The organism is Streptomyces sindenensis, assembly GCF_014649035.1.
Taxonomy (GTDB): Bacteria; Actinomycetota; Actinomycetes; order Streptomycetales; family Streptomycetaceae; genus Streptomyces; species Streptomyces sindenensis.
This window is the reverse complement of sequence record NZ_BMSG01000009.1, coordinates 58,160-76,123: the sequence shown is the minus strand read 5'-3', so window position 1 is coordinate 76,123 and position 17,964 is coordinate 58,160. Positions and strand designations below refer to the sequence as shown.

Annotated in this window: 14 protein-coding genes and 1 riboswitch; of the genes, 10 read left to right on the top strand and 4 right to left on the bottom strand. The window is 71.8% G+C overall.

Annotated elements, in window-relative coordinates; all coding sequences use genetic code 11:
* Positions 1-34: 34 nt before the first annotated feature.
* From IE145_RS13035 to IE145_RS13020, 4 genes are all read left to right on the top strand, one after another.
* Entirely contained in the window at positions 35-1,492 is a 1,458-nt protein-coding gene (locus IE145_RS13035; RefSeq protein ID WP_189521087.1) for an aldehyde dehydrogenase family protein, read from the top strand.
* 116 nt (positions 1,493-1,608) lie between these two features.
* On the top strand, positions 1,609-2,067 hold the full coding sequence (locus tag IE145_RS13030; RefSeq protein ID WP_003970382.1) for an Lrp/AsnC family transcriptional regulator: 459 nt from the start codon (positions 1,609-1,611) through the stop codon (positions 2,065-2,067).
* Between the two features lie 184 nt (positions 2,068-2,251).
* Positions 2,252-3,049, top strand: a complete 798-nt coding sequence (locus tag IE145_RS13025; protein WP_189521086.1) for a carbon-nitrogen hydrolase family protein — start codon at positions 2,252-2,254, stop codon at positions 3,047-3,049.
* Positions 3,050-3,098: 49 nt separating this feature from the next.
* Positions 3,099-4,793 carry a flavin monoamine oxidase family protein gene (locus IE145_RS13020; protein ID WP_189521085.1) on the top strand — a complete coding sequence of 565 codons (1,695 nt, stop codon included), beginning with the start codon at positions 3,099-3,101 and terminating at the stop codon, positions 4,791-4,793.
* Positions 4,794-4,820: 27 nt separating this feature from the next.
* On the opposite strand, the gene IE145_RS13015 is transcribed toward IE145_RS13020, so the two are convergent.
* Positions 4,821-5,531: a DUF5995 family protein gene (locus IE145_RS13015; protein WP_189521084.1), complete on the bottom strand. Its 711-nt coding sequence runs from the start codon at positions 5,529-5,531 to the stop codon at positions 4,821-4,823.
* 97 nt (positions 5,532-5,628) lie between these two features.
* Between IE145_RS13015 and IE145_RS13010 the strand changes: the two genes are divergently transcribed.
* Positions 5,629-6,843, top strand: a complete 1,215-nt coding sequence (locus IE145_RS13010; RefSeq protein WP_189521083.1) for a glycoside hydrolase family 6 protein — start codon at positions 5,629-5,631, stop codon at positions 6,841-6,843.
* A gap of 25 nt (positions 6,844-6,868) precedes the next feature.
* Here the strand turns inward: IE145_RS13010 and IE145_RS13005 are convergent, their stop codons facing one another.
* Together IE145_RS13005 and IE145_RS13000 are read right to left on the bottom strand one after the other, a co-directional pair.
* A complete protein-coding gene (locus tag IE145_RS13005; RefSeq protein ID WP_189521082.1) occupies positions 6,869-8,308 on the bottom strand; it encodes a uracil-xanthine permease family protein in 1,440 nt (479 codons plus the stop codon).
* A 266-nt stretch (positions 8,309-8,574) separates the two neighbouring features.
* Complete coding sequence (locus tag IE145_RS13000) at positions 8,575-9,804, bottom strand: MFS transporter (protein ID WP_189521081.1); 1,230 nt, start codon at positions 9,802-9,804, stop codon at positions 8,575-8,577.
* A 175-nt stretch (positions 9,805-9,979) separates the two neighbouring features.
* Here IE145_RS13000 and IE145_RS12995 point away from each other — a divergent pair, with 175 nt between their 5' ends.
* Positions 9,980-11,170 carry an ROK family transcriptional regulator gene (locus IE145_RS12995; RefSeq protein WP_189521080.1) on the top strand — a complete coding sequence of 397 codons (1,191 nt, stop codon included), beginning with the start codon at positions 9,980-9,982 and terminating at the stop codon, positions 11,168-11,170.
* Between the two features lie 83 nt (positions 11,171-11,253).
* Here the strand turns inward: IE145_RS12995 and IE145_RS12990 are convergent, their stop codons facing one another.
* A complete protein-coding gene (locus IE145_RS12990; protein ID WP_189521079.1) occupies positions 11,254-13,623 on the bottom strand; it encodes a chitinase C-terminal domain-containing protein in 2,370 nt (789 codons plus the stop codon).
* A gap of 361 nt (positions 13,624-13,984) precedes the next feature.
* A riboswitch (FMN riboswitch) is annotated at positions 13,985-14,115 on the top strand.
* Positions 14,116-14,289: 174 nt separating this feature from the next.
* Here IE145_RS12990 and ribD point away from each other — a divergent pair.
* From ribD to IE145_RS12970, 4 genes are read left to right on the top strand one after another with little or no spacing between them, the layout of a single operon-like run.
* Complete coding sequence (ribD, locus tag IE145_RS12985; protein ID WP_189521078.1) at positions 14,290-15,399, top strand: bifunctional diaminohydroxyphosphoribosylaminopyrimidine deaminase/5-amino-6-(5-phosphoribosylamino)uracil reductase RibD; 1,110 nt, start codon at positions 14,290-14,292, stop codon at positions 15,397-15,399.
* Complete coding sequence (locus IE145_RS12980) at positions 15,400-16,008, top strand: riboflavin synthase (RefSeq protein WP_189521077.1); 609 nt, start codon at positions 15,400-15,402, stop codon at positions 16,006-16,008.
* A complete protein-coding gene (locus IE145_RS12975) occupies positions 16,005-16,649 on the top strand; it encodes a nicotinamide mononucleotide transporter family protein (protein WP_189521076.1) in 645 nt (214 codons plus the stop codon). Before IE145_RS12980 ends, IE145_RS12975 begins: the two co-directional genes overlap by 4 nt.
* Positions 16,646-17,944: a bifunctional 3,4-dihydroxy-2-butanone-4-phosphate synthase/GTP cyclohydrolase II gene (locus IE145_RS12970; RefSeq protein ID WP_189521075.1), complete on the top strand. Its 1,299-nt coding sequence runs from the start codon at positions 16,646-16,648 to the stop codon at positions 17,942-17,944. The genes IE145_RS12975 and IE145_RS12970 overlap by 4 nt, the downstream gene beginning before the upstream one ends.
* Positions 17,945-17,964 lie beyond the last annotated feature (20 nt).

The window sequence follows — 17,964 nt, the reverse complement described above, 5'->3', positions numbered from 1 at the left end:
CTCAGCTACCTGCCTCTCTGCGGTAAGGGATCTCATGTCCTTCTTCACTGACCTGGCCCACCAGTACATCGACGGCGAGTGGAGGCCGGGGAAGGGGTCCTGGGACATCATCGACTTCAACCCGTTCGACGGGGAGAAGCTCGCCTCGATCCCGGTCGCCACCGCCGACGAGGTCGACCAGGCCTACCGGGCCGCCGAGCGCGCCCAGCAGGCGTGGGCCGACACCAACCCGTACAGCAGGCGGGCCGTCCTGGAGAAGGCGCTGCGCATCGTCGAGGAGCGCGAGCAGGAGATCGGCGAGGCGATCGTCGCCGAACTCGGCGGCACCCGGCTGAAGGCCGGCTTCGAACTGCACCTGGCCAAGGAGTTCCTCCGCGAGGCGATCCAGCTGGCGCTGCGCCCCGCCGGACAGATCCTGCCCTCGCCGACTGAGGGCAAGGAGAACCGCGTCTACCGCGTGCCCGCCGGCGTCGTCGGAGTGATCAGCCCGTTCAACTTCCCCTTCCTGCTCTCCCTGAAGTCCGTCGCGCCCGCGCTGGCCCTCGGCAACGCCGTGGTCCTCAAGCCGCACCAGAACACCCCGATCTGCGGCGGCACCCTGCTCGCCAAGGTCTTCGAGGACGCCGGGCTGCCCGCCGGACTGCTGAACGTCGTGATCACCGACATCGCGGAGATCGGCGACACCCTGCTGGAGCACCCCGTGCCGCGGATCATCTCCTTCACCGGCTCGGACAAGGTCGGCCGCCACGTCGCCACCGTCTGCGCCCAGAACCTCAAGCGCGCCGTCCTCGAACTCGGCGGCAACAGCGCCCTGATCGTGCTCGACGACGCGGACGTCGACTACGCCGTCGACGCCGCGGTCTTCAGCCGGTACGTCCACCAGGGCCAGGTCTGCATGGCCGCCAACCGCATCCTGGTCGACCGCGCGGTCGAGGCCGAGTTCACCGAGAAGTTCGTCGCCAAGGTCGCGTCCCTCGTCGTCGGCGACCCCGCCGACCCGGCCACCCAGATCGGTCCGCTGATCAACTCCTCGCAGGCCGAGTCCGTCTCCAAGCTCGTCGACCAGACCGTGGCGGCCGGGGCGACGGCCCTCCTGCACGGCCGCGCCGACGGCAACCTCGTCAGCCCGTCCGTGCTGACCGGCCTCGCCGCCGACTCGCCCGTCCTGCAGCAGGAGATCTTCGGGCCCGTCGCCCTGCTGATCCCCTTCGACGGCGAGGACGAGGCCGTCCGCATCGCCAACGACACCCCGTACGGGCTCAGCGGCGCCGTCCACACCGGCAACATCGAGCGCGGGGTGCGGGTCGGACAGCGCATCCACACCGGCATGATCCACATCAACGACGGCACCGTCCACGACGAGCCGATCGTCCCCTTCGGCGGCGAGAAGAGCTCCGGCCTCGGCCGGCTGAACGGCGACTCGATGATCGAGGCCTTCACCACCCAGAAGTGGATCTCCATCCAGCACGGCCGCTCGCAGTTCCCCTTCTGACGGCCGGTTCCGCCGCTCCGGGCGCGCCCGGAGCGGCGGCCCGTGGTCTACTGCGGGAGGCGGCACGCACCGCCTCCCGCAAGCAGACCCACCGCAGAGATAGCGAACCGCCCGACGTGCGCCTGAACGACCTCGACGAACGCATCGTCCACGCCCTCGCCGAAGACGCCCGGCGCTCCTACGCCGACATCGGCGCCATCGTCGGCCTCTCCGCCCCCGCCGTGAAACGCCGCGTCGACCGGCTGCGTGCCGAGGGTGCGATCACCGGGTTCACCGTGCGGGTCGACCCCGCGGCGCTCGGCTGGGAGACCGAGGGGTTCATCGAGATCTACTGCAGCCGCAACACCTCCCCGGACGCCATCAAGCAGGGCCTCGCCCGCTACCCGGAGATCGCCTCGGCCTCCACGGTGACCGGCGAGGCGGACGCGGTGGTGCAGGTCTTCGCCGCCGACATGCGCCACTTCGAACAGGTCCTGGAGCGCATCGCGGGGGAGCCGTACGTCGAGCGGACCAAGTCCGTCCTGGTGCTCTCGCCGCTGCTGCGCCGCTACTCCGCGGAGGCCCCGCCGGCCTGAGGCGGGTGGCGCACATCACCCCGCTGACCTGCGGTGATGCCCGACGCAACGATTCGCTGCCCGAGGCCCTTTCCGCGCAACGAATCAACGGTCGACGCGCAACGCTCGCGCCTTGTCCGGGCCGATCCGGGCCACGTACCTTCGATACGTCTCCCCACCCCGCCCGCACCGCCCGAGGTCAGCCATGCCGTCGTTGCGCACCGCCCTGCTCCAGAGCTCCGGACGGCCCGGCGCCGTCGCCGAGAACCTGAAGACGCTGGACGAGGCCGCCGGCCGGGCCGCCGGTGCCGGAGCCCGGCTGCTGGTCGCCCCCGAGCTGTTCCTCACCGGATACGCCATCGGCGACGCCGTGCCCGAACTGGCCGAGCCCGCCGACGGACCCGGTGCCGCGGCGATCGCCGAGATCGCCGTACGCCACGGCCTCGCCGTCCTCTACGGCTACCCCGAGCGTGACGGGGAGCGGATCTTCAACGCCTCCCAGCTGATCGGCGCCGACGGCGTCCGGCTCGCGAACTACCGCAAGACCCACCTGTTCGGCTGCTTCGAGCAGGAGTGGTTCACCCCCGGCGAGCAGACCGTCGTCCAGGCCGACCTCGACGGCATCCGCATCGGACTGCTGATCTGCTACGACGTCGAGTTCCCGGAGAACGTCCGGGCGCACGCCCTGGCCGGCACCGATCTGCTGCTGGTGCCCACCGCGCAGATGCACCCCTTCCAGTTCGTCGCCGAATCCGTCGTCCCCGTACGGGCCTTCGAGAGCCAGATGTACGTGGCGTACGTCAACCGCACCGGCCCGGAAGGGGAGTTCGAATTCGTCGGGCTCAGCTGTCTGGCCGGCCCCGACGGGGTGGTCCGCACCCGCGCCGGACGCGGCGAGGAACTGGTGATCGGCGAGGTCGACCCGGAGTTCCTGGCCGCCTCCCGCGCCGCCAACCCGTATCTCGCCGACCGCCGCCCCGGCCTCTACGGCTCCCTCGCCTGAGCCCGCTCCCTCCCCGAACTTTCCGTACCGCGCAAGGAGTCCGCACCCCATGACGTCCACGGTGCCCAACGCCGTCCAGCACACCGACGCGGCCGCCCCGCCGATCACCATGTTCGGGCCGGACTTCCCGTACGCGTACGACGACTTCCTCGCCCACCCGGCCGGCCTCGGGCAGATACCGGCAACCGAGCACGGCCAGGAGGTCGCCGTCATCGGCGGCGGGCTCTCCGGCATCATCGCCGCGTACGAGCTGATGAAGATGGGCCTCAAGCCCGTCGTCTACGAGGCCGACCGGATCGGCGGCCGGCTGCGCACCGTCGGCTTCGACGGCTGCGACGGCGACCTCACCGCCGAGATGGGCGCCATGCGCTTCCCGCCCTCCTCCACGGCGCTCCAGCACTACATCGACCTGGTGGGCCTCCAGACCCGGCCCTTCCCCAACCCGCTCTCCCCGGCCACGCCCTCGACCGTCGTGGACCTCAAGGGCGAGGCGCACTACGCCGAGACCATCGACGACCTGCCGCAGGTCTACCGCGACGTGGCCGAAGCCTGGAACGCCGCTCTGGAGGAGGGCGCCGACTTCTCCGACATGAACCGGGCGCTGCGCGAGCGCGACGTCCCGCGCATCCGGGAGATCTGGTCGCAGCTCGTCGAGCGGCTCGACAACCAGACCTTCTACGGCTTCCTCTGCGAGTCCGAGGCCTTCAAGTCCTTCCGGCACCGCGAGATCTTCGGCCAGGTCGGCTTCGGCACCGGCGGCTGGGACACCGACTTCCCCAACTCCATCCTGGAGATCCTCCGCGTCGTCTACACCGAGGCCGACGACCACCACCGCGGCATCGTCGGCGGCAGCCAGCAGCTCCCGCTGCGCCTGTGGGACCGTGAGCCGCGGAAGATCGTCCACTGGCCGCTCGGCACCTCGCTCTCCTCCCTGCACGACGGCGAGCCGCACGGCGCGGTCACCCGGCTGACCCGTACGGCGGGCAACCGCATCACGGTCACCGACGCCACCGGCGACATCCGCACCTTCCGGGCCGCGGTCTTCACCGGCCAGTCCTGGCTGCTCCTCTCCAAGATCGACTGCGATGACGCGCTCTTCCCGATCGACCACTGGACGGCGATGGAGCGCACCCACTACATGGAGTCGTCCAAGCTGTTCGTGCCGGTCGACCGGCCGTTCTGGCTGGACAAGGACGAGACCACCGGCCGCGACACCATGTCGATGACGCTCACCGACCGGATGACCCGGGGGACCTACCTCCTGGACGACGGGCCGGACAGGCCCGCCGTCATCTGCCTCTCCTACACGTGGTGCGACGACAGCTTGAAGTGGCTGCCGCTCTCCCCGCAGGAGCGCATGGAGGTCATGCTCAAGTCGCTCGGCGAGATCTACCCGAACGTCGACATCCGCAGCCACATCATCGGCAACCCGGTCACCGTCTCCTGGGAGAACGAGCCCTGGTTCATGGGCGCGTTCAAGGCCAACCTGCCGGGCCACTACCGCTACCAGCGGCGGCTGTTCACCCACTTCATGCAGGACCGGCTGCCCGAGGACAAGCGGGGCATCTTCCTCGCCGGGGACGACATCTCCTGGACGGCCGGCTGGGCCGAGGGCGCCGTGCAGACCGCGCTGAACGCCGTGTGGGGCGTCATGCACCAGTTCGGCGGGGCGACGGACGCGACCAACCCCGGCCCCGGCGACCTCTTCGACGAGATCGCCCCGGTCGAGCTTCCGGAGGACTGAGCCGCCGGAGCGTACCGACGCGGGCGGTCAGCGGCAGGGGGTGAGCAGGAGCCGCCCCACCAGCCCCGCGCCCGCGTCGGTCCGCTGCCGGAACTCCTCGGCCAGCGACGGGAATCCGCGCAGCCGCCAGAGCACCCGGGCCGCCGACCAGGCCGCCTCGCGGGCCCGCTCCAGGCTCCAGGAGCTCACCAGATGGGTCAGCGGATCCGCGATCTCCAACAGGTCGGGCCCCGGCATCAGTTCGTCGTGGATCCGCTCCTCCAGCAAGACAAGGAGATCGCCCACACGCTCGAACTCCCCCTCCAGATCCGGCGGATCGCAGCCGAGCGTACGGCAGGTGTCCACCACCGCCAGCACCAGATCGTGGCCCACGTGCGCCTGGAGAGCGCTGAGCGCGAACTGCACCGGACGTACGCCGGGATGGCGGCGGCAGGGGAGCAACGGGCGCCAGCACTCCGGCGGCCGCCCGCCCGCCGCGGCCGTGTCGGCGGCCGACAGATAGCGCTCGGCGCAGCGTACGGCCAGCAGGGCGGCGGCTTCCCGGCCGCCCGGCCCGCCCCCGCCGAGGTCCGGGGCCACCCGCCCGACCACCTCCAGACAGGCCGTGTTGAAGACCGCGACCCCCTCGCCGGACGGCCACCGGGAACACCATTCCCGCATGCGTTCGATCACCGGGGCAGCGCCCGCCGACGGGCAGCCCGTCCCGGCCGCTCCTGCGAACTGCTCGATCTGCGTCATGCGCGGAGCGTTGCAGCCTTAGGCTCGCCACGGCGCCGACCGGCCCGAGTATTCATCGGAACGGACGAACAGCGGTGCCGGAAAAGGGGATCGAGGAGTGCCGGGCACCCGCGTACGACGTCGCACCGCTCACCGTGAACGCCGCCGCGCCGCCCGCCGGCACGCCCTGCTCGCCGTCGCCTCGGCGGTGGTGGCGATCGGCGCGACGGCCGGGCTGATCGACGCGGGCCACCGGGACGGGCGCGACACGGCCCGCCCCGAACCGACGGCTCCGCCGGTCCTCGGGCCCCTCCCCGCCGTGCCCACGCCCACGCCGACGCCCACGGCCCCCGCCCCGTCCGCCTCCTCCGCGAGTCCCTCTCCGGCCCCGTCCCCCTCCCGCACCACGTCCCGCCCGAGCGTCGCCCCCCAGGCCCCGCCCTCCCCGTCGGCGACGCCCGCACCCGCGCCCCGCAACCGCCTCTTCCGGCACCCGCGGTCCCAGGTCCTGGACTGGGTGCGGGCGAACCCCGACGACCCGCGCCGCCCGGTCATCGAGTCCCGGATCGCGGCGCGGCCCGCCGCCGTCTGGTTCGCCGCCCACAACCCGGGCGAGATAGCCGGGCAGGTCCGTGCGGTCACCCGGGGCGCGGCCGCCGCTGGCCGGGTCCCGGTGCTCGTCCCGTACGCGATACCCGACCGGGACTGCGGCGGCGCGTCGAAGGGCGGCGCCCCGGACCTCGCGGCGTACGACACGTGGATGGGGGAGTTCGCCCAGGGGCTCGGCGCGGGAGCGGCGATCGTGATCCTGGAGCCGGACGCCATCGCCCTCTCCGACTGCCTGAGCGCCTCCGACCGGGCCGCCCGCTTCGCCTCGCTGGCCCGCGCCGGAAGAACCCTGCGCTCGGCCAACCCGCGGGCCCGGGTCTACTTCGACGGCGGCCACTCCGGCTGGCACGCCCCCGCGAAACAGGCCGCCGCGCTCCGGGCCGCCGGTGCGGCCACCAACGGCGACGGCATCTTCACCAACGTGGCCAACTTCCACCGCACCGCCGACGAGACCGCCTACGCCCGCCGGGTCCTCGCCGCGCTCGGCGGCCCGGCCGGCCTCGGCGCGGTCGTCGACACCAGCCGCAACGGCAACGGCGCGCCGCCCGCCGGTCAGTGGTGCGACCCGGCGGGCCGGGCGCTGGGGCGGACCCCGACGACGCGCACCGGTGAGGCCCGGATCGACGCGTACCTGTGGGTGAAGCTGCCGGGGGAGTCCGACGGCTGCTCGGGCGCGGCGGGCTCCTTCACCCCGGAGTACGCCTACGCTCTGGCCACCGGGTGAGCCCCGGCCGCGACCCGGCCCGCGCTCAGCTCTTCTCGGGGCTCTCGGGGCTCTCGGGGCTCTCGGGGCTCTCGGGGCCCTTGGGCCCGTCGGCGTCCTCGTCGTACGCCGACGTCCCCGAATCCAGCAGCGGTTCCTGCATCTTGAGGTGGGCCGGGGCGAAGGCCCGCAGGACGTGGTAGCCGGTGATCACGACGAGCGTGCCGAGCGCGATGCCGCCCAGTTCGAAATTGTCGGTGATCTTCAGGCTGACTCCGCCGACGCCGATGATGATGCCCGCGGCGGCCGGCACGAGGTTGAGCGGATTGCGCAGGTCCACCCGGCCGTTGAGCCAGATCTGGGCGCCCAGCAGGCCGATCATCCCGTACAGGATCACGGTGATCCCGCCGAGCACCCCGCCCGGGATCGCGGCGACGACCGCGCCGAACTTGGGGCAGAGGCCGAAGAGCAGCGCGAAGCAGGCGGCGGCCCAGTAGGCGGCCGTGGAGTAGACACGGGTGGCGGCCATCACGCCGATGTTCTCGGAGTACGTGGTGTTGGGCGGTCCGCCCACGGCGGTGGAGAGCATGGAGGCCGCGCCGTCCGCCGCGATGGCGGTGCCGAGCTTGTCGTCCAGCGGGTCGCCGGTCATCTCGCCGACGGCCTTGACGTGCCCGGCGTTCTCCGCGACGAGCGCGATCACCACGGGCAGCGCCACCAGGATCGCCGACCACTCGAAGGCGGGCGCGTGGAAGGACGGCAGCCCGATCCAGTCGGCCTGCCCGACGGCCGAGAGGTCCAGGCGCCAGTGGTCGACGGCCTCCGCCCCGCCCGCCGGAGAGTGGATCTTCCCGAACACCAGGTCCAGCACCCAGGACAGCACGTACCCGAAGACCAGCCCCAGGAAGATCGCGATCCGGGAGAGGAAACCGCGCAGGCACACCACGGCGAGACCGGTGAACAGCATCACCGCCAGCGCCGTCCACTGGTCCTGCGGCCAGTACGTCGAGGCGGTCACCGGCGCCAGGTTGAAGCCGATCAGCATCACGACCGCGCCCGTCACCACCGGCGGCATCGCCGCGTGGATGATCCGCGCGCCGAACCGCTGCACGGCGAGACCCACCAGGAGCAGGGCCGCGCCGACCACCAGCACCGCACCCGTGACGGTCGCGCTGTCACCGCCGCTCGCCCGGATCGTGGCCGCGACGCCGACGAAGGAGAGCGAGCAGCCCAGATAGCTGGGTACCCGGCCCTTGGTCGCCAGCAGGAAGATCGCGGTCGCGACACCGGACATCATGATCGCGAGGTTCGGGTCCAGGCCCATCAGGACCGGGGCGACGAACGAGGCCCCGAACATCGCCACCACATGCTGGGCGCCGAGTCCGAACGTACGGGGCCAGGAGAGCCGTTCGTCGGGGCGGACCACCGCCCCGGGCGCGGGGGTCTTCCCGTCGCCGTGCAAGGTCCAGCGCACGCCGAGGCTCATGGTTGCTCCCTGAAGGTCTGCTCGGTGTGCCGACCGGTCTGCGACCCGGGGTTCGGTGTTCACCTGCGGAAAAGATCAGCGCCATGGTAGTGGTGCGCCCGGTGGCGGCCGCGCGGAGGTCACCTCACCGCGTGTGCCGCAGCGCCACGCCCGTACGCGATCGGTCTCCTCATCGCGTACGCCGTGTCCGTCGCGTCCATCGTGTCCGTCACGTACGCCGTGTCCGTCACGGACCCGTCACCTGAGCCGTTCCGTCCGGCCCCGCGTCAGCTTCCGGTGGCGCTCTTGGCCGTCGTACCCCCACCGACCGCCGATCCCGTGACCTTACGGTCGGCCGACCGCAGCACCCCGGCGCCCAGCACCAGGCCGAGGGCCAGCACCGTCACCACGCCGAACGACACCACCAGCGAGGTCGCCTCGGCCAGCGAGCCGATCGCGGAGGGGGCGATCAGACCGGAGGTGTACGTGATGGTGGCGACGCCCGCGATGGCCTGGCTCGGGTTCGGCCCGCTGCGCCCCGCCGCGGCGAAGGCCAGCGGGACCACGACCGCCACGCCGAGGCCCAGCAGCCCGAAGCCGCACATCGCGACCGCGGGGGAGGGCGAGAACACGACCAGCAGCCCGCCCGCGGTGGCCATCACTCCGCCGGTCCGCACCGTGCGGACCGCGCCGAAGCGGTCGACGATCCGGTCCCCGGCGATCCTGGCCACCGCCATCATCAGGGCGAACGCCGTGGTGGACGCGGCCGCGAGACCGTCCGAGCTGTCCAGGACGTCTCGCAGGTAGACCGCCGACCAGTCCAGGCTGGCCCCCTCGGCGAACACCGCGCAGAACCCGACCGCGCCGATGACCAGGGCCGACTTCGGCGGCAGCGTGAACCGCGGCGGCGGCTCCTCGTCCGTGCGGCTCTGGATGTCCAGGACGTTCCGGCAGGCGATCAGACCCAGCGCCGTGAGCACCAGGGCCGCGACGAGATGGTGCGTGCGGGCGTCCGTCGCGGTGTGGGCCGCGACCGTGCCCGCCGCCGAACCGATCAGCGCGCCCACGCTCCACATGCCGTGCAGCCCCGACATGATCGACTTGTCGAGACGGTTCTCCACCTCGACGCCCAGCGCGTTCATGGCCACGTCGGACATCCCCGCCGTCGCCCCGTAGACGAACAGCGCTGCGCACAAGGTGACCAGGTTCGGTGCCAGCGCGGGCAGGATCAGCGCCAGCGTCCAGAGCGTCAGCAGCCCTCGCAGCGCGGTCCGGGCCCCGAACCGGTGGCTGATCCGCCCCGCCAGCGGCATCGCGACCGACGCGCCGATCGCCGGGAAGGCCAGCGCCAGACCGAGCTGGCCCGCGCTCACCCCGGCGTGGTCCTGGATCCACGGCACCCGGGTCGCGAAGCTGCCGGTCACCGCCCCGTGGACGGTGAAGACCGCGGCGACGGCGATCCGCGCCCGCTTCACCTGCTCTGTGCCGTAGACCGTGACGGTCGAGTCGTTCGTCATGCCGTCGAGCCCCTCCCCTGGGAATCCTCGGACGCCGGCCGGTCCGGCGCTTCCACCGCCTCTGCCGCTTCCTCGCGGCGCTGCGTGGCGTAAACTATCAGGAACCCTGCCTGATAAATAGTCGTTTCTCAGAGGCCCGGAAAGCGGCGGGGCGACGATCTGGAAGGATCCCGGTATGCCCGCATCTCCGAGCACGGCTCGGGCCATCAACGACCGGCTCGCGCTGCGGCTGCTCCAGCAGGACGGACCGCTGACGGCCACCCAGCTCAAGGCGCTGACCGGACTCTCCCGGCCCACCGTCGCCGACCTCGTCGAACGGCTCCGGAGCGCCGGTCTGATCCAGGTCGTCGGCGAGTCCGGAGCCGTCCGCCGCGGCCCCAACGCCAAGCTGTACGGGATCGTCGCCGACCGGGCCCATCTCGCCGCGCTCGACGTGCGTCTCGGCAGCGTCAGCGTGGTCGTCACCGATCTCCTCGGGGCGACGCTGGCCGAGGACTCGTTGCCCATCGGCAGCGACACCGGCACCGAACCCGCCGTCGAGCGTGCGGCCGCGCTCCTGGAGCGCACCGCCCGCGCGGCCGGGTCCGCCCCCCTGCACAGCGTCGGGATCGGGGCGCCGGGGCTGATCGACCCCGGCACCGGCGAACTGCGCGACAGCTCAGGGCTGCCCGCCTGGCACCGGGGTCTGGTCCGGGAGCTCCAGCGGCGGCTTCCGGCCACCGTCCTGGTGGAGAACGAGACCAACCTCGCGGCCGTCGCGGAGCACCGGGAGGGCGCCGCCCACGACCGGGAGACCTTCGTCCTGCTCTGGCTGGGCCAGGGGATCGGAGCCGCCGTGATGCTGGACGGCAAGCTGCGCCAGGGGGCGTCCGGCGGCGCGGGGGAGATCGGCTTCCTTCCCGTCCCCGGGGTGAGCGGGCTGCCGTCGGCGGTCAACTGCGAGGGCGGATTCCACTCCCTGGCCGGCTCCGTCGCCCTGTGCGAACTCGCCGCCGCGCACGGACTCGTGGACCGGGCGGCAGTGGCCGAGGGTCAGGAGGAGGCGGCCGCCGTGGACGCGGTGCGGGCCGCCCTGGAGGCGGGGGAGGCGGGCGAGCCCTTCCTGAAGGAGGTCGCCGACCGGCTCGCCCTCGGGTCCGCCGCCGTCGTCTCGGTGCTCGACCCGGGCTGCGTGCTGCTCGCCGGTGCCGTCGGCCATGCGGGCGGGTCCGCGCTCGCCGCCCGGGTCGAGGAGCGGCTGGCCGCGATGTCGCCGCTGCGCACCGAGGTCCGCGCCGGTTCGCTGGGCGACGGGGCCGTGCTGCGCGGCGCGCTGCTCTCGGCCCGGGACGCGGCGCAGGACGCGCTGTTCGCCCCGGAGGGCTGACCGGGCCGAGGGGGCAGAGAGCCGAACGGCCCGGCGTGAGCGGGGAAACCGCTCACGCCGGGCCGACGACAGGTCCTAGAGGATCAGCAGGCGCCGAGGTCCTTCCAGACGCCCCACTCACCGGTGGACCCGGGCGTCTCGCCCTTCGTCCACCACGAGGCCTTCCACTGGTGACCGCCGTGGCTGACGGTGGAGCCGCCGCCGTACTCGGTGGTCGCGTTCCACGCCGGGGCCGAGCAGCTGCCGCCCGGCTGCGTGGGCGTCGGGGTCGGCGTCGGGCCGGTCGGGTCCGGGGTCGGGGTCGGGGTCGGCGTCGGGTTGGTCCCGGTGCCGGGCTCGACCACCGTGGTGCCGCGGGCCAGGTCACCGGCGAGGGAGTAGGACTTCCCGCCGAAGGTCACGGTCCAGTTCGACGGGGTGGACGTGGGCAGGTAGTAGACGAAGTCCAGCTCCACCGAGGCGCCGGGTGCCAGGCTCTGCCAGGCCGGGAGCTTCAGCGAGACACGGTTGTAGTCGCCCTTCAGGCCGCCGATGTTGTTGGCCGCCGTGTGGTCGCTGCGGACGATCTTCGTGCCGAAGCCGGACTGGTCCTTGGCGTTGGCCGGGGCGGAGGTGGAGTAGTCGAACTGGAACTCCGTGCCGCCGGGCAGCGTGGCCTGGGTCCGGTTGGTGATCTTCAGCTTGGGGCTGATCGGGTAGTTGGAGTCGCCCAGCGGGAACTGCCCGAAGGAGACGTCGATGTTGAGCGCCTCGGCCGGCAGGTCGATCGTGGAGCGCTTCGCGCCGTACGGAGTGGCCGACTTGAACGCGTCGTACATCGCGGTGGTCAGCGTGGACCCCGTCTCGTACTGCCCCTTCGCCGCGTTCCACCGGTAGTCGCCCGCCAGCTCCCAGATCATCGTGCCGCCGATGCCCTTGTCCACGACGTAGTCGGCCTTGGCCTTCACCGACTGCTCGTCCTCGGTGGAGAGGAACACCTTCTTCTCGGCGTTCCACAGCCACGGGGCGACCAGCGTCGAGTCGTACTTGCGGGCGTAGGTGCCGGTCAGCTTGGTGTCCGCGGGGAAGCCGTAGTCGGTGACGTAGTCCCCGACGATGCCCTTCTCCAGGTTCTTCGCGTGCCACATCGGGTTGGAACCGGCGGGCGATTCCTTGCCGTTGGTGTCCTTGTCGTGCCACAGGTTGTCGATGCCGACCGCGCCGTCACCGCACTTGGTCAGCCCCGCGCCCGCCGGGCAGTCGGTGGTGGCCGCCTTGCCCCACAGGCCGTCGGTGCCGCCCTGCACGTTCTTGAAGCCGCGGGTGTAGTACGGCAGGCCGATGTTGATCCGGCCGGCCGGCATCGAGCCGCGGAAGTAGTGGTAGGCCCAGTCGGTGTTGAGGTAGCCGAGACCGCCGTACTGCGAGGTGGTGTACACGCCCGCCTGCGCCAGCTCGTTGTCCTTGCCGTCGTCGAACAGCGAGGCGTTGGGCCCGACGTACTCGTTCCAGGCGCCGTGCAGGTCGTAGGACATGATGTTGACGTAGTCCAGGTACTTCTGCATCTGGTACGTCTCCATGCCCCGCAGCAGGTAGCCGGAGGAGGGGGCGGCGACGGTCAGCAGGTAGTGCTTGCCGTCGGCCTCGCCCGCGCGGTCGAGCTTCTCGCGCAGCGTCTTCATCAGGGCGTCGTAGCCCTTGACCAGGCCCGCGCGGCGGCCGTTGGCCAGCGTGTGGTCCAGCGGGTTGCCCGCGTCCTTCATCGTGGTGGCGTACTCGTAGTCGATGTCGACGCCGTTGAAGCCGTACTTCTTGATGAAGGCGACGGCCGAGTCGGCGAAGGTATTGATGCCCGCCTGGTTGACCGAGCCGTCGGCGTTGGTCGCCATCGAGTAGAAGCCGCCCGAGTCGACGCGCTTGCCGTCGGGGGCGAAGTAGCCGCCGGTCTCGGCCCAACCGCCCACGGAGACCAGGGTCTTCACGTTCGGGTGCTGCTTCTTGTACTTCGTCAGCAGGTTGAAGTGGCCCTTGTAGGGGAGCGCCGGGTCCATTTCCGCACCCGCGACACCGGGCCAGGTCATCCCGGTGGAGGCGTTGTCGGCGCCGTCCGGGCCGACCGAGAGCTTGTTGGAGCCGTCGACATGGGCGAAGGCATAGTTGAGGTGGGTGACCTTGTCCCACGGGATGTCCGGGACGAGGTAGGCGTCCTTGCCGTCCTTGCCGGTACGCCAGTTGGTGAAGTAGCCGATGACGCGCCGCTGGTGGTCGGCGCCCATCTTCTCGCGTCCGTCGGCGTCGTACACGGAGCAGTACGGGACGTTGACGCCGGGAGTCTGGTAAAGCCCGTCGGGGCGACAGGAGTTCTGGTCGGCGGCGGCGGCCGAGGGGCCTGCGGCGAGCGAACTCAGCAGCAGTCCGGCGACGGCGGCGCCGGCGGCGAGGAGCGTGGCTCTCGCTCGGGTGGGGGACAGCATGTGGTCGTTCCTCCTGGGGAGGTCGGCGGAACACAACTGGCTGAAAAAAAGGGGGCGGGTCAGTCGGGGTCCCGGTGTGCGCCCACCGTGGGACCGAACCTCGGAGGTGACGCAGAGATTAAGAGGACTAGACCAGTGCGTCAATAGGTCTGGACCTTTACGGCTCAACTTCGTGAATGACTACGTTGTCGTCGGTCGTTCGGGCAGTGTTCCGGCACCGTTCCGGCAGCGTTCCGGCGTCGCTCCGAACGGATCGCGCCACGTTCTCCGCGGCGCGGCCCGCCCGCCCCTGTGACCCAGCCCACAGCGTTCACCTGCATGGCCGAGAGACGTCCGTGGCAGACTGGTTCCGTACCAGTAGCAGCGCACTCCGGGGTCGGTGCAATTCCGAACCGGCGGTTACAGTCCGCGACCCGTCCGCAGCCAGCGGCCGGTTGACCAGGTGAAATTCCTGGACCGACGGTTAAAGTCCGGATGGGAGGCAGTGCGCGGCGGTTTGTCATCGGTACGCCGCCGTCGGCGGACGCATGGCCGGGATTCTCCCGGGACGCCGTGCGTTCCTGGCGTTTCCCGTTCTCGGGTTCGCGGCGTTCCCGCTGGTGATCCGCTTTCTCTGTCGTCATCGACAGGCCCCGGAGTCCGTGCCCGAAGAGGCAGGAGGACCCGGTGGACACCGCAGCCGACATCACCGCGATGCGCCGAGCGATCACGCTCGCCGCCCGTGGTCTCGGCTCCACCAGCCCCAATCCGGTCGTCGGCTGTGTGATCACCGACGCCGCCGGAGCCGTGGTCGGTGAAGGCTTCCATCAGCGCGCCGGAGGGCCGCACGCCGAGGTCCACGCCCTGCGCGCGGCCGGCGACCTGGCCCGAGGCTCCACCGCCTACGTCACCCTCGAACCCTGCAACCACACCGGCCGCACCGGCCCCTGCGCCCAGGCCCTCCTGGCCGCCGGGATCAGCCGTGTCGTGTACGCGGTCGGCGACCCGAACCCGCAGGCCACGGGCGGCGGCGACACGCTGCGCGCGGCCGGGGTCCGGGTGGAGCAGGGCCTCCTCGCCGACGAGGCCGAGGCGGGCAACGCGGCCTGGCTGACCTCGGTGCGCCTCGGCCGGCCGTACGTCCTGTGGAAGTACGCCGCCACCCTCGACGGCCGCATCGCCGCCGCCGACGCCACCAGCCGGTGGATCACCTCGCCCGAGGCCCGCGCCGACGTCCACCGGCTGCGCGCCGAGGCCGACGCCGTGCTCGTCGGCTCCGGCACCGCCCGCACCGACGACCCCCAGCTCGGCGTACGCGGCATCGACGGCGCAACCCAGCCGCTCCGGGTCGTCGTCGACACCAACGCCGCCGCCGTGAAGCCCGGCGCCCGGGTCCTGGACGCCACCGCGCCCACCCTGATCGCCGTCGCCGAGGACGCCCCGGCCGGTCACCTCCCCGTGGACGCCGTCCTGCGGCTGCCCCGCGCGGCCACCGGCCCCGGCCTCGACCTCGACGTCCTCCTCGAAGCCCTGCACACCCGGGGCGTCCGCTCCGTACTCGTCGAAGGCGGCCCCACCCTCGCGGGCGCCTTCGTCGCCGCCGGAAAGGTCGACAAGGTCGTCGGCTATCTCGCCCCGGTCCTGCTCGGCGCGGGCCCCGCCGCCCTCGCCGACGCCGGAATCTCCACCATCTCCCGGGCGTTGCGCCTCGATGTGACCGAGACCGTGGCCATCGGCCCCGATCTGCGTGTCACCGCCGTTCCCGCTGCCCCCGCCCCTGTTCGGAAGGGAAACTGAGTGTTCACCGGAATTGTCGAAGAACTGGGCGAGGTCACCGCCGTCGAGCAGCTGGCCGACGCCTCCCGCTTCCGGCTGCGCGGCCCCCTCGTCACCGAGGGCGCGAAGCACGGTGACTCCATCGCGGTCAACGGCGTCTGCCTCACCGTCGTGGACACCGGGAACGGCGAATTCACCGCCGACGTGATGGCCGAGACGCTGAAGCGCTCCAGCCTCGGCGCGCTCGCCCCCGGCTCCCGGGTCAACCTGGAGCGCCCGATGGCGCTCGGCGGCCGGCTCGGCGGACATCTCGTCCAGGGCCATGTGGACGGCACCGGCACCATCGTCGAGCGCACCCCCTCAGAGCACTGGGAGATCGTCAAGGTCTCCCTGCCGCCCGAGCTGACCCGGTACGTCGTCGAGAAGGGCTCCATCACCGTCGACGGCGTCAGCCTCACCGTCGTCGAGGCGGCGGCCGACTTCTTCACCATCAGCCTCATCCCCACCACCCTCGCCCTGACCACGCTCGGACACAAGCAGCCCGGCGACCCGGTCAACCTGGAGGTGGACGTCATCGCCAAGTACGTCGAGCGGATGCTCGGGGACCGGACCGGACAGGAACCGCGATGAACGCCACGTCCTGGCTCAACTCCGAGGCCTTCACCGTGTTCGGCCAGCACATCAAGTGGTCGGACATGATCGGCAACATCGTCGGCCTGATCGCCCTGGCCCTCGGCTGGCGGCGCTCCATCTGGACCTGGCCCGCCCAGCTCCTCTCCGGCGTGATCCTGCTCGTCGCCTTCGCCTCCGCGCACCTCTCCGGCAGCGCGGGCAAGCAGCTGGTCGTCATCGTCGTCGCCCTGTGGGGCTGGTGGTCCTGGAACCGCGGCAGGCAGCAGGCCCAGGACGGCTCCATCGCCGTCCGCTTCGCCACCTGGCGCGAACGCGGCGTGCTGATCGGCGGCGCCGCGCTCGGCACCCTCGCCGTCGGCGGCCTGTTCACCGCCTTCCCGTCGCTGTCCTGGGACCCGTGGCCGGACGCGTACATCTTCGTCGGCACCGTCGTCGCGATGTACGCCCAGGCCCGCGGCATGGTCGAGTTCTGGTTCGCCTGGCTGCTGGTCGACCTCGTCGGCGTCCCGCTGAACTTCGCCAACGGCTTCGCCTTCTCCGGCTTCGTCTACATCATCTACGGCGCCCTCGTCCTGTGGGGCATGCGCGACTGGTGGCTGCGTACGCGGACACCCGCTCTGGAAGGAGCCACGGCATGACTGCTCAGCCCACCTGGCTGCACCCCGGCCACGACCCGCTCCCCGAGAACCTGTCCCTGGACCCGGTCGAGCAGGCCATCCGTGACATCGCCGCCGGCCGCCCCGTCGTCGTCGTGGACGACGAGGACCGCGAGAACGAGGGCGACCTCGTCATCGCCGCCGAGAAGGCCACCCCCGAGATCGTCGCCTTCATGATGAGCGAGTGCCGCGGCCTGATCTGCGCCCCCATGGAGAGCGACGAGCTGGAACGCCTCGAACTGCCGCAGATGGTCGAGGAGAACACCGAGTCGATGCAGACCGCCTTCACGGTCTCCGTCGACGCCTCCGCCGCGCATGGCGTCACCACCGGCATCTCCGCCGCCGACCGCGCCACCACCCTGCGGATGCTCGCGGGCGGCGTCGCCGGACCCGGCGACTTCGTCCGGCCCGGCCACATCTTCCCGCTGCGCGCCCGCTCCGGCGGCGTCCTCGTCCGCAACGGCCACACCGAGGCCGCCGTCGACCTCGCCCGGCTCGCCGGACTGCGCCCCGCCGGGGCCATCGTCGAGATCGCCGGCGAGGACGGCGAGATGCTCCGGCTGCCCGAACTGATCCCGTTCGCCCGCAAGCACGGCCTGACGATCATCTCCATCGAGGACCTGATCGCCTACCGCCGCAGCAACGAGCCGACCGTCCGCCGCGAGGCACAGACCCGGCTGCCCACCGCGTTCGGCGACTTCACCGCGTACGGCTACCGCTCCATCGCCGACGGTGTCGAGCACGTCGCCCTGGTCCACGGCGACATCGGCGACGGCGAGGACGTCCTCGTACGCATCCACTCCGAGTGCCTGACCGGCGACATCTTCCAGTCCCAGCGCTGCGACTGCGGCCCGCAGCTGCACGCCTCCATGCGGCGCATCACCGAAGCGGGCCGGGGCGTCGTCGTCTACCTCCGCGGCCACGAGGGACGCGGCATCGGCCTGCTCTCCAAGCTGCGCGCGTACGAACTCCAGGAGCGTGGCGTCGACACCCTCGACGCCAACCTGGAGCTGGGCCTGCCCGCCGACGCCCGCGACTACGCGGCGGGCGCCCAGGTCCTCAAGGACCTCGGCGTCACCAGCCTGCGGCTGATGACCAACAACCCCGAGAAGACCGCGGCCGTCGTCCGCCACGGACTCGCCGTCACCGGCCGCGAGCCCATGCCCGTCCAGGCCGGCGAGCACAACCTGCGCTACCTGCGCACCAAGCGCGACCGCATGGGCCACGATCTGCCGTGGCTCGACGGAACCCCGGCGTCGACCTGCGCCAACCAGTAACGAACACCTCTTAACCAGCA

What these genes read in the sequence shown, in the direction of transcription:
- IE145_RS13035 (WP_189521087.1), top strand. Translation starts at nt 35, where the DNA reads ATGTCCTTCTTCACTGACCTGGCCCACCAGTACATCGACGGCGAGTGG.
- IE145_RS13025 (WP_189521086.1), top strand. Translation starts at nt 2,252, where the DNA reads ATGCCGTCGTTGCGCACCGCCCTGCTCCAGAGCTCCGGACGGCCCGGC.
- IE145_RS13020 (WP_189521085.1), top strand. Translation starts at nt 3,099, where the DNA reads ATGACGTCCACGGTGCCCAACGCCGTCCAGCACACCGACGCGGCCGCC.
- IE145_RS13015 (WP_189521084.1), bottom strand. Translation starts at nt 5,531, where the DNA reads ATGACGCAGATCGAGCAGTTCGCAGGAGCGGCCGGGACGGGCTGCCCG.
- IE145_RS13005 (WP_189521082.1), bottom strand. Translation starts at nt 8,308, where the DNA reads ATGAGCCTCGGCGTGCGCTGGACCTTGCACGGCGACGGGAAGACCCCC.
- IE145_RS13000 (WP_189521081.1), bottom strand. Translation starts at nt 9,804, where the DNA reads ATGACGAACGACTCGACCGTCACGGTCTACGGCACAGAGCAGGTGAAG.
- IE145_RS12995 (WP_189521080.1), top strand. Translation starts at nt 9,980, where the DNA reads ATGCCCGCATCTCCGAGCACGGCTCGGGCCATCAACGACCGGCTCGCG.
- IE145_RS12990 (WP_189521079.1), bottom strand. Translation starts at nt 13,623, where the DNA reads ATGCTGTCCCCCACCCGAGCGAGAGCCACGCTCCTCGCCGCCGGCGCC.
- IE145_RS12975 (WP_189521076.1), top strand. Translation starts at nt 16,005, where the DNA reads ATGAACGCCACGTCCTGGCTCAACTCCGAGGCCTTCACCGTGTTCGGC.
- IE145_RS12970 (WP_189521075.1), top strand. Translation starts at nt 16,646, where the DNA reads ATGACTGCTCAGCCCACCTGGCTGCACCCCGGCCACGACCCGCTCCCC.